Source organism: Staphylococcus sp. CWZ226 (assembly GCF_018986355.1).
Classification (GTDB): domain Bacteria; phylum Bacillota; class Bacilli; order Staphylococcales; family Staphylococcaceae; genus Staphylococcus; species Staphylococcus simulans.
Map to the genome: position 1 here is coordinate 209,576 of NZ_JAHMSB010000003.1, position 13,607 is coordinate 223,182.

At 39.6% G+C, this 13,607-nt stretch carries 1 protein-coding gene; it reads right to left on the reverse strand.

What is annotated here, in order from left to right:
- Positions 1-302 precede the first annotated feature (302 nt).
- Positions 303-13,607: a Rib/alpha-like domain-containing protein gene (locus KRR19_RS04095; RefSeq protein ID WP_216733454.1), complete on the reverse strand. Its 13,305-nt coding sequence runs from the start codon at positions 13,605-13,607 to the stop codon at positions 303-305.

The following is a 13,607-nucleotide window of genomic DNA, read 5'->3' on the forward strand; positions in this document are numbered from 1 at the left end:
CCATCATTGATTCTCCTATCAAGTATAAAATTAAGAAAAAGGTGTCTAAAAAATGAATTAAAAAGTGATAGTTAGAAGTGAATTAAAAGTGTCAAAACAAACTAGAAAATGTTTGTGTTAGGAATTAAAAAGGGGCTCTTATGAGAGTTAACTTTGTTTATCATAGCTTATTAATCGTAAAAGTTGAATACTTTTTTCTAAATTCAATTGTACTAAATTACAAAATCGGGGATTTCCCTATATGCATAAAAAAGACCGTACCCAATAAAGTGTACGGTCTAAAAACTACTTATGATTTAGTTTTATTTATTGTCATCGTGATTACGACGTCTTCTGAATAACAAGATTGAACCTAGGGCTGCGAATAATCCGCCAAATAATACGCCGCTATTAACAGTGTCTTTACCTGTATCTGGTAAAGCTTTAGCAGTTGATTTTGCTTTTGATTTGTCAGCTGTTTTATTTGAAGATTCATCTTTCACTGTTGATACTCCAACTTTAGAAGATTTATTGTTTCCATCAGTTGTGTTCGTATCAATTGTGTTTGTTCCACCAGATTCTGGTGTATTAATTTTTTCTTTATTCGGAGCAGGTACAACTTCTTTGTCGCCTACTACGATTGCAGTTGATGATTTAGAAATATTAACTGCTTTATCAGTAGCAACTACAGTTACTTTATCTCCATCTTTCAACATTACATTAGAAGGAACATCCACTGACCATGTGCCATCTTGTCCAACTTTGACTGTAACTACTGTGCCATTAGGGAACGTTACAGTAACTGTTGTACCTGGTTCAGCAGTACCTGTGACTACTTTATCTCCAGCATGAATTACATTAACAACTGGTGCTTCTGGTGCAACTGTATCTTTAACTGGTGTTACTGTTTCTTTTGAAACATTGCCTGCTTCATCAGTAATTACTGCTTTCACATTGTCTCCATCTTTCAATGTTACAGCTTCAGGAACATCTACTTTCCAATTACCATCTTTATCTACTTTAGTTGTTACAGTAGATCCGTCTGGGAATGCCACTGTTACAGTTGAACCTGGTTCTTTGCCAGTTCCTGTGACAGTTCTGTCTCCTGCTTCAATTGGGTTCACAACTGGTGCTTCTGGTGCAATTGAATCATGTACTGTGACATCAACAGTAACATTTTCTGTTGAACCATCTGGATATGTCACTTTAACTATAACTGTAACAACATCTCCTTCAGCAGCATCTTCTGGTACTGTAACTGTAATTTTACCAGTATCAGGATTTACTGTAACTGTCCAATCTTTATCTATTCCTGATTCACTCGGAATTTCAAAGCGTGTGCCAGTTGGAACATCATCTTTGACTTGAGGAATTTCAATAGACTCTCCAGGGTTCACTTGGACATCGTTATATCCAGGATTGTATACATCAGCATCTGGTTGCGGATGAACAGTGATTGTGACATTTATATGGTCAGTTGTGCCATCTGGATAAGTGACTGTTACTGGGACATCATACACACCTGGAATTGAACCACTTGGGATTAATGTTGGATTATCCACTGTAACTTTATATGGTTTTTCAGTATCAGGGTAACCTGGAACAGTTACTTTACCTACAATTTCATCAATCGTTGTATGACTGCCATACGGTTTTTCAATTGGTTGAGTTGTCGGTTCATACGTATCTGAATCTTTTGGACCAACGACTACTTTCACAATAATATGGTCAGTCGAACCATCTGGGTATGTCACTGTAACTGGAACATCGTATACACCTGATGTGTTTCCATTAGGTAATACAGATGGGTTATCTACCGTAACTTTATAAGGATTATCCACTTTTGAATAACCAGGTACGATTACTTTAGAAGTAACATCTTCAATTGTAGTTGGTGTACCATATGGTTTTTCAACTTTTCCAGCAACTGGTTCAAAGACATCTGAAGCTTTCGGACCTACTGTCACTTTCACAGATACGTGATCTTTTGTGCCGTCTGGATAAGTGACTGTTACTGGTACATCATACACACCTGAAATTGAACCACTTGGGATTAATGTTGGATTATCCACTGTAACTTTATATGGATTTTCAGTATCAGGGTAACCTGGAACAGTTACTTGGTTTGTGATTTCGTTTACAGTTGTTGGGTGATTATATGGTTTTTCAATATCTTTAGATACTGGTTCATATTTATCATTTTCTGGTTGTGGATTAACCGTTACTTTAACTGTTACGTGGTCAGTCGAACCATCTGGGTATGTCACTGTAACCGGAACATCATATACACCTGGTGTGTTTCCATTAGGTAATACAGATGGATTGTCTACAGTAACTTTATAAGGATTATCCACTTTAGAATAGCCTGGTACAGTTACTTTAGAAACAACATCTTCAATTGTAGTTGGTGTACCATATGGTTTTTCAACTTTTCCAGCTACTGGTTCAAAGACATCTGAATCTTTCGGACCTACTGTTACTTTCACAGATACATGATCTTTTGTACCGTCTGGATAAGTGACTGTTACTGGTACTTCATATTCACCTGGAACTTTACCATCAGGGATTAATGCTGGATTATCTACTGTTACTTTTGGTTGGTTACCTTCTGTTGGATAATCAGGTACAGTTACTTGATTTACGATTTCGTTTACAGTTGTTGGGTGATTATATGGTTTTTCAATATCTTTAGATACTGGTTCATATTTATCATTTTCTGGTTGTGGTGTTACAACAACTTTAACTGTTACATGATCTTTTGTGCCATCTGGATATGTCACCGTTACTGGTACTTCATATTCACCTGGAACTTTGCCGTCAGGGATTAATGCTGGGTTATCTACAGTAACTTTTGGTTGATTACCTGTTGTTGGGTAATCAGGGACAGTTACTTGGTTTACGATTTCGTTTACAGTTGTTGGTTGATTATATGGTTTTTCAATATCTTTAGACACTGGTTCATATTTAGCGTTTTCTGGTTGTGGTGTTACAACAATTTTAACTGTTACATGATCTTTTGTGCCGTCTGGATATGTCACCGTTACTGGTACTTCAAAGACTCCTGATGCGTTTCCACTAGGTACTGTTGTTGGGTCATCAATTGTAACAACAACTTTGCCACCATCTTTAGGGAAGTCTGGAACACTTACTTTTTCTTTAACTTCTTCTGGAGTAGTTGGTGTGCCATATGGTTTTGTGATTTCTCCCGCAGTCGGTTCATATTTATCGTTTTGTGGTTGCGGATTCACTGTAACTTTAACCGTTACGTAATCTTTTGTGCCGTCTGGATAAGTGACTGTCACTGGGACATCGAATGTGCCCGGTGTTTGACCATTAGGTACTTTTGTTGAATCGTCAACTGTTACTATCGGTGTTCCTTTGTCAGCTGGGAAGTTTGGTACTGTGACTTTGTCTTTGACTTCTTGTTCAGTTGTACCTTGACCAAATGGTTTTGTGATTGGTTGAGTCGTTGGTTCATAAGTATCGGAGTCTTTTGGACCGACCGTAACTTTTACATTCACTGTATCCGTTGTTTTATCTGGATAAGTCACTGTGACTGGAACTTCGAACTCGCCGCTTGTTTTACCGTCAGGTACTTTCGTTGTATCTACAGTAATAACTGGTTGATCTCCTTCTTTAGGGAAATCTGGAACACTTACTTTGCCTTTAACTTCTTCTGGAGTAGTTGGTGTGCCATATGGTTTTGTGATTTCTCCCGCAGTCGGTTCATATTTTTCATTTTGTGGTTGCGGAGTCACTGTGACTTTCACTACCACATGATCTTTCGTACCGTCTGGATATGTGACTGTCACTGGCACATCGAATTCACCTGGTGTTTGACCATTAGGTACTTTTGTTGGATCATCCACTGTGACCACTGGTGTACCTTTATCCGCTGGGAAGTTCGGTACTGTCACTTTATCTTTGACCTCTTGTTCAGTGGTGCCTAGGCCAAATGGTTTTTCAATCGGTTGGACTGTTGGTTCATAAGTGTCTGAATTTTTCGGTCCAACTGTTACTTTCACATTCACTGTATCCGTTGTTTTATCTGGATAAGTCACTGTGACTGGAACTTCGAACTCGCCGCTTGTTTTACCGTCAGGTACTTTCGTTGTATCTACAGTAATAACTGGTTGATCTCCTTCTTTAGGGAAATCTGGAACGCTTACTTTGCCTTTGACTTCATCTTCAGTAGTCGCGCTGCCATATGGTTTAGTGATTTCTCCTGCAGTCGGTTCATATTTATCATTTTGCGGTTGTGGAGTCACTGTAACTTTGACTGTTACATGATCTCTTGTACCGTCTGGATATGTCACCGTTACTGGCACATCGAATTCACCTGGTGTTTGACCGTTCGGAATTTTAGTTGGGTCATCCACTGTTACTACTGGTGTTCCTTTATCTGCTGGGAAGTTCGGTACTGTCACTTTGCCTTTCACTTCACCTTCAGTTGTACCTTGACCAAATGGTTTTTCAATCGGTTTCACTGTTGGTTCATAAGTGTCAGAATCTTTCGGCCCGACTGTTACTTTAACTTTCACAACATCCGTTGTTTTATCTGGATAAGTCACTGTGACTGGAACTTCGAATTCACCCGGTGTTTGACCATTAGGAATTTTCGTTGTGTCAACCGTTATTACTGGTTGGTCTTCTTCTTTAGGGAAGTCCGGAACGCTTACTTTACCTTTTACTTCGTCTTCAGTAGTTGGAGTTCCGTATGGTTTTACGATTTCTTCCGCAGTCGGTTCATATTTATCATTTTGCGGTTGTGGAGTCACTGTAACTTTGACTGTTACATGATCTCTTGTACCGTCTGGATATGTCACCGTTACTGGCACATCGAATTCACCTGGTGTTTGACCGTTCGGAATTTTAGTTGGGTCATCCACTGTTACTACTGGTGTTCCTTTATCTGCTGGGAAGTTCGGTACTGTCACTTTGCCTTTCACTTCACCTTCAGTTGTACCTTGACCAAATGGTTTTTCAATCGGTTTCACTGTTGGTTCATAAGTGTCAGAATCTTTCGGTCCGACTGTTACTTTAACTTTCACAACATCCGTTGTTTTATCTGGATAAGTCACTGTGACTGGAACTTCGAACTCGCCGCTTGTTTTACCGTCAGGTACTTTTGTTGTATCCACTGTGATTACAGGTTGGTCGCCCTCTTTAGGGAAATCCGGAACACTTACTTTACCTTTGACTTCATCTTCAGTAGTTGCTGTGCCATATGGTTTTGTGATTTCTCCCGCAGTCGGTTCATATTTATCATTTTGCGGTTGCGGATTAACTGTAACTTTCACTACCACATGGTCTTTTGTACCATCTGGATAAGTGACTGTGACTGGCACTTCAAACTCACCGCTTGTTTTACCGTCAGGTACTTTTGTTGTATCTACAGTAATAATTGGTTGGTCTTCTTCTTTAGGGAAGTCCGGAACGCTTACTTTACCTTTTACTTCGTCTTCAGTAGTTGGAGTTCCGTATGGTTTTACGATTTCTTCCGCAGTCGGTTCATATTTATCATTTTGCGGTTGTGGGGTCACTGTAACTTTGACTGTTACATGATCTTTTGTACCGTCTGGATATGTCACCGTTACTGGCACATCGAATTCACCTGGTGTTTGACCATTAGGTACTTTTGTTGAATCGTCAACTGTTACTACCGGTGTACCTTTATCCGCTGGGAAGTTCGGTACTGTCACTTTATCTTTGACCTCTTGTTCAGTTGTGCCTTGGCCGAACGGTTTTTCAATTGGTTTGACTGTTGGTTCATAAGTGTCTGAATCTTTTGGACCGACTGTAACTTTCACATTCACTGTATCTGTTGTTTTATCTGGATAAGTCACTGTAACCGGTACTTCGAACTCGCCGCTAGTTTGACCGTCAGGAATTTTTGTTTCATCTACTGTCACTGTGAATGGTTGGCCGTTTTCTGGATATCCTGGGACAGTCACTTTTTCTTTTACTTCATCAAGTGTTGTTGTTTCACCATAATGTTTAGTTACCTCTCCTGCTTTAGGATCGTATTTTACATTTTCTGGTTGGTCTCCTACAGTCACTTTAACTACCACGTGGTCTTTTGTACCGTCTGGATAAGTAACTGTCACTGGAACATCAAATACGCCATGAGTGTTTCCATCAGGCAATTTCGTTGGATCATCTACTGTTACTACCGGTGTTCCTTTATCTGCTGGGAAGTTTGGTACTGTAACTTTATCTTTCACTTCTTGTTCTGTTGTGCCTTGACCGTATGGTTTTGTGATATTTTCAAATTTCGGTTCATACGTATCTGAATCTTTTGGTCCAACAGTAACTTTCACATTCACTGTATCTGTTGTTTTATCTGGATAAGTCACTGTGACTGGAACTTCGAACTTACCGCTTGTTTTACCGTCAGGTACTTTTGTTGTATCTACAGTAATAATTGGTTGGTCACCCTCTTGAGGGAAACCTGGAACACTTACTTTGCCTTTGACTTCTTCTTCAGTAGTTGCGCTACCGTATGGTTTTGTGATTTCTCCCGCAGTCGGTTCGTATATATCTTTTTGTGGTTGTTCTCCTACAGTAACTTTAACTGTTACTTTGTCTGTTGTTTTGTCTGGGTATGTCACTGTGACCGGAACATCAAATACGCCATGAGTATTTCCATCAGGCAATTTCGTTGGATCATCCACTGTCACTACTGGTGTACCTTTATCTACTGGGAAGTTAGGTACTGTCACTTTATCTTTCACTTCTTGTTCTGTTGTGCCTTGACCGTATGGTTTAGTGATTGATTGTGTTACCGGTTCATAAGTGTCTGAATCTTTTGGTCCTACTGTTACTTTCACATTAACTGTGTCTGTTGTTTTATCCGGATATGTGACTGTCGCTGGAACTTCGAATTCACCTGGTGTTTGACCGTCAGGTATTTTAGTTGTGTCAACCGTAATAACTGGTTGGTCTCCTTCTTTAGGGAAATCTGGAACGCTTACTTTACCTTTTACTTCGTCTTCAGTAGTTGGAGTTCCGTACGGTTTTACGATTTCTCCCGCAGTCGGTTCATATATATCTTTTTGCGGTTGATCGCCTACAGTGACTTTAACTGTTACTTTATCTGTTGTTTTATCCGGATAAGTAACAGTAACTGGGACATCGAATACTCCGTGAGTATTTCCATCAGGCAATTTCGTTGGATCATCTACTGTTACTACTGGTGTACCTTTATCCACCGGGAAGTTTGGTACTGTAACTTTATCTTTCACTTCTTGTTCTGTTGTGCCCTGACCGTATGATTTTGTGATTGGTTGAACTGTTGGTTCATAAGTGTCTGAATCTTTTGGTCCAACAGTAACTTTTACATTCACTGTATCTGTTGTTTTATCTGGATAAGTCACTGTGACTGGGACTTCGAACTCACCGCTTGTTTGACCATTAGGAATTTTCGTTGTGTCAACCGTTATTACTGGTTGGTTTCCTTCTTTAGGGAAGTCCGGAACGCTTACTTTACCTTTTACTTCGTCTTCAGTAGTTGGAGTTCCGTATGGTTTTGTGATTTCTCCTGTTGTCGGTTCATATATATCTTTTTGCGGTTGATCCCCTACGGTCACTTTAACTGTTACTTTGTCTGTTGTTTTATCTGGATAAGTGACTGTCACAGGGACATCGAATACTCCGTGAGTATTTCCATCAGGCAATTTCGTTGGATCATCTACTGTTACTACTGGTGTACCTTTATCCGCCGGGAAGTTTGGTACTGTGACTTTGTCTTTCACTTCTTGTTCTGTTGTGCCTTGACCAAATGGTTTTGTGATTGGTTGTGTTGTTGGTTCATACGTATCTGAATCTTTCGGTCCAGTTGTAACTTTTACATTGACAATATCTGTTGTTTTATCTGGATATGTCACTGTGACTGGAACTTCTACTTCTCCTGGCGTTTGACCATCTGGAATTTTTGTTTCATCTATTGTCACTGTATATGGTTGACCATTTTCTGGGTAACCTGGAACAGTCACTTTTGATTTCACTTCATCTGGTGTTGCTTTTTCACCAAAGTGTTTAACGATTTCTCCGGCTTTAGGATCATATTTCACGTTATCCGGTTGTTCGCCGACTGTAACTTTAACTGTGACTTTATCAGTTGTTTTATCTGGGTAAGTGACTGTTACAGGAACATCAAATACGCCAGGTGTTTGACCATTTGGTACTTTTGTTTCGTCATCGATAGTAATAACTGGTTGAGTACCTTCTTTAGGTAAGTTTGGAATTGTAACATTTCCTTTAACTTCATCCGCTGTAGTCGGTGTACCAAAAGGTTTTACTATTGGTTGTGTTATAGGTTCATACGTAACTGAATCTTTTGGTCCAACTGTTACTTTAACTTTCACAACGTCTGTTGTTTTGTCTGGATATGTGACTGTAACTGGAACTTCAAATTCACCACTTGTTTGACCATCAGGCACTTTACTTGTGTCCACAGTAATAACTGGTTGATCGCCTTCTTTAGGGAAGTCCGGAACACTTACTTTTCCTTTTATTTCTTCTTCAGTTGTAGGTGTACCGTATGGTTTTTTAATCTCTCCTGTAGTCGGTTCATACGTGTCTGAATCTTTTGGTCCTGTTGTCACTTTCACGTTAACAATATCTGTTGTTTTATCCGGATAAGTTACTGTGGCTGGAACTTCTACTTCTCCCGGTGTTTGACCGTCTGGAATTTTTGCTTCATCTACTGTCACTGTATATGGTTGACTGTTTTCTGGATATCCTGGAACAGTCACTTTTGATTTCACTTCATCCGGTGTAGCTTTTTCACCAAAGTGTTTAGTGATTTCTCCTGCTTTAGGATCATATTTCACATTATCCGGTTGTTCACCGACTGTTACTTTCACTGTGACTTTGTCTGTTGTTTTGTCTGGGTAAGTGACGGTTACAGGTACATCAAATACGCCAGATGTTTGACCGTTCGGAATCTTAGTTGAATCATCCACTGTTACCACTGGTGTACCTTTATCCGTTGGGAAATCTGGGACTGTTACTTTGTCTTTCACTTCTTGTTCAGTTGTATTTTGACCAAATGGTTTTGTGATATTTTCAAATTTCGGTTCATAAGTGTCTGAGTTTTTCGGACCTACAGTGACTTTCACATTAACTGTATCTGTTGTTTTATCCGGATAAGTCACGGTTACTGGGACTTCGAATTCTCCACTTGTTTTGCCGTCAGGGACTTTCGTTGTATCAACACTAATAACTGGTTGGTCGCCTTCTTTAGGGAAGTTTGGAATACTTACTTTATCTTTGACTTCATTTTCAGTAGTCGGTGTACCATATGGTTTTGTGATTTCTCCTGCTGTTGGTTCGTATTTATCATTTTGCGGTTGGTCTCCTACTGTTACTGGAACTTTCACATGATCTTTTGTTCCGTCTGGATATGTGACTGTTACAGGGATATCTACTGTTCCTGGTGTTTGACCGTTTGGTATTTGTGCCGGATTATCGACTTTGACTGTCGGTGTACCTTTATCCGTTGGAAAATCTGGGACTGTTACTTTGTCTTTAACCTCTTGTTCTGTTGTGTTTTGACCAAATGGTTTTTTAATTGGTTGAATTGTTGGTTCATAAGTGTCTGAATCTTTCGGTCCTACGGTTACTTTCACATTCACTGTGTCTGTTGTTTTATCTGGATATGTCACTGTGACAGGGACTTGAGTTTCTCCACTAACTTGTCCATTTGGCAATTTATTTGTATCAACTGTGATTACAGGTTGAGTGCCTTCTTTAGGGAAGTTAGGTACATTTACTTTGCCTTTGACTTCTTCCACAGTAGTTGGAGTTCCATATGGTTTCGTAATTTCTCCTGTTGTTGGTTGATAAGTTTCAGAATTTTTTGGTCCGACTGTTACTTTCACATTTACTGTGTCTGTTGTTTTATCTGGATATGTCACTGTGACTGGGACTTGGAACACGCCACTTGTTTGACCATTTGGTAATTTTGTTGGATCCGTTATCGTTACTACAGGTGTGCCTTTTTCTTTAGGAAATTCTGGAACACTTACTTTTTCTTGAACTTCTTCCGCAGTAGTTGGTGTACCGTATGGTTTTGTGATTTCTCCTACTGTAGGTTCATATTTGTCTCTTTGTGGTTGTTCTCCTACAGTTACTGGAACTTTCACATGATCTTTTGTACCGTCCGGATAAGTCACTGTGACTGGGACTTCTACCGTTCCTGGTGTTTGACCATTTGGAATTTGTGCCGGATTATCGACTTTGATTGTCGGTGTACCTTTGTCTTTAGGGAAGTCTGGTACTGTGACTTTATCTTTCACTTCTTGTTCTGTTGTACCTTGACCATATGGTTTTGTGATTGAACCTGTTGTTGGTTGGTACGTATCTGAGTCTTTCGGTCCGACTGTCACTTTCACATTCACTGTATCTGTTGTTTTATCTGGATATGTTACTGTGACTGGGACTTGGAACTCACCGCTTGTTTGACCGTTTGGCAACTTGCTTGTATCAACTGTGATTGTTGGTGTGCCTTTTTCTTTAGGGAAATTCGGCACTGCGACTTTATCTTTTACTTCTTGTTCTGTTGTACCTTGACCATATGGTTTTGTGATTGAACCTGTTGTTGGTTGGTACGTATCTGAGTCTTTCGGTCCGACTGTCACTTTCACATTCACTGTATCTGTTGTTTTGTCAGGATAAGTCACTGTAACTGGGACTTGGAACTCACCGCTTGTTTGACCGTTTGGTAAGTTGTTTGTATCAACAGTGATTGTTGGTGTGCCTTTGTCTTTAGGGAAATTCGGCACTGCGACTTTATCTTTTACTTCTTGTTCAGTTGTTGCTTGACCGTATGGTTTTGTGATTGAACCTGTTGTTGGTTGGTACGTATCTGAGTCTTTCGGTCCGACTGTCACTTTCACATTCACTGTATCTGTTGTTTTATCTGGATATGTTACTGTGACTGGGACTTGGAACACGCCACTTGTTTGACCGTTTGGTAAATTGTTTGTATCAACAGTAATGACTGGTTGTGCACCTGTTTTAGGGAAGTTTGGAACACTTACTTTTCCTGTTACATCATTTGATGTTGTTGGTGTACCATATGGTTTTGTAATTTCTCCTGCTGTTGGTTGATATTTATCATTATCAGGTTGAACTCCTACTGTCACTTTGACATTCACTGTGTCCGTTGTTTTGTCAGGATAAGTCACTGTAACGGGAACTTGGAACTCACCGCTTGTTTGACCATTTGGCAACTTGCTTGTATCAACTGTGATTGTTGGTGTGCCTTTGTCTTTAGGGAAATTCGGTACTGCGACTTTATCTTTTACTTCTTGTTCTGTTGTTGCTTGACCGTATGGTTTTGTAATTTCTCCTGTAGTTGGTTGGTACGTATCTGAATCTTTTGGTCCTGTAATAACAGGTACATTTACTACTTCACTTGTACCATCTGGATATTGTACAGTCACTGGTACATTTACTGTTCCTGGTGTTTGACCATCTGGAATTGTTGAAGTATCTACTGTATAAGTCGGTTGATTACCATTTCCTGGGAAATTAGGTACAGAAACTTTTGATTTCACTTCATTTTCATCTGTTTTTTGACCAAATGGTTTATGGATTGCTTCAGTTGCCGGTTGATATTTATCGTTATCAGGTTGTACTTTTGTAGTAACCGGAACTTCAATAACTTCTGAAGAATTATCAGGATAATGTACAGTCACCGGTACATTCACTGTACCTGGTGTTTGGCCATCTGGAATTGTTGTTTCATCCACTGTATAAGTTGGTTGATTACCTCCAGCTGGGAAGTCTGGTACAGATACTTTTCCTGTGATTTCACCAGGTGTTGCTTTATGACCGAAGTCTTTTTCAACTGAACCTGCAGTTGGCGTATATTTGTCTTTATCAGATTGTGCTTTTGTAACTACTGGTACATTAACGTGCGCAACAGAACCATCTGGATACGTAACAGTAACAGGTACTAGAACTTTACCAGGCGTATTTCCATCAGGTAATTTATCAGGATGATCTATTGTTATTGTAGGTTTTTTAAGATGAGCCGGATATTTAGGGAATGTGACATGACTCATAACATCTTCTTCAGTTGCTGGTTGTCCGAATTCTTTAGTAACTGTTTGCGCTTTTGGTGGATATTTATTAGCTTCTGTTATATGAACAATTACAGATGAACCAGCGATATCGTTACCACCAGAAACAAGTACTGCAGTATAAATATCACCTTCCTGAGCCTCTTTAGGAATCGTAAATCCACTTACTTGTTCTCCTCGTTTTGGCGTTGTAAAGTCCGGAGCTCTATGCACTGTTTGTCCGCTAGGATCTCTCCATTCGATGTGTGTAGGCATTGGTGGTACATCACCATTAGGCAATTTAACATTAACACGACTGCCTGGTGCTGCTGGGTTGTCTGTCGCATTATACGGTACAGTATGAAGATCAATGGTATCCGATGGACTCAATACTACCGCAAAGTTCACATTCGCCCATTGTTGAACCCCTGAATAAGGTGCTGAAATTGGTACGAAAGAGATATTTTGGTTCGCTTTTCTAAATTCTGGTGAGGTAAATCCTGAATACGTTTGGACGAGTTTACCTTTAGTATTTAGCACAAAACCATAAATATGATCTACATCCAAAGTACCATTAGGGAATTTAGCTGCGTAAACCCCATTTCCATCAACCACTGAAACAACAGTAGCTGAAATATATTCTGGATGCGCAGTTAATAATCTTTTCGCAGCTGCAGCACGTTCATGTACAGGTACACGTTGTACTTCATTTCTATAAGCTGCTGCACCTTGTGAAGTTAATGAACTTAATACAACTTTATAACCCGCTGCGACTCTATCTCCTAAATTTGGGTTATAGTTAGGACCAGTTGCTGAGTTGGCTCTATCTCCACCTGAGCTTTCTATCCAAACTTTACCACGAACGACATTATAACCATCAACAGCTAATAGTTCTGGATAACTATGGTTACCTTCGCTTGTAATCCATTGATTTTTAGGTTTCGTCATATAATTACCGACTGGCACTTCAGCCATAAAAATACCTGTACGGCCAATGTTTTTACCTACTACTGGAGTTTGCCCCATATTGTTATCAGTAAATGTGTCTACAAATACACCTGGATAGAATCCACCAGCTTGTCGTAACATTGTCGCTTTGTTGCCATTAGGTAATGTAAAATCTGGAATAGCAAAACGATATTTTTGTCCTTTAAAAGCTTTATATACATGGTGTTTACCTGTCGCATCTGTCCAACCTTGTCTTAAGTCAAAGGCAAAGGCACCTGGACCATCTTGTGCACTGTCATCACGATTTTTATTATGTGTATATGCACGATAAATTGGTGAAATTGATCCATCTTTGTCCATCCATTGTAAATAAACCGGTGTATTGACAGGTACAGGTGCTAAACCATTTGTACCTACAGATGGGATACCTTGGTCCGCCATCCAAGCACGACCGGAAATTAAGTTAGTTTTACTTAATTCATCTGAACCTGAACGAACATAACCGTTTTTAATCGCATCTGCATCAATAATTATCGGTTCTATTGGAAGCGTTACCGCATATTTTACAAAGTCTGGATTATCTGCCACTTGTTCTGCCTCTGTAGTCAA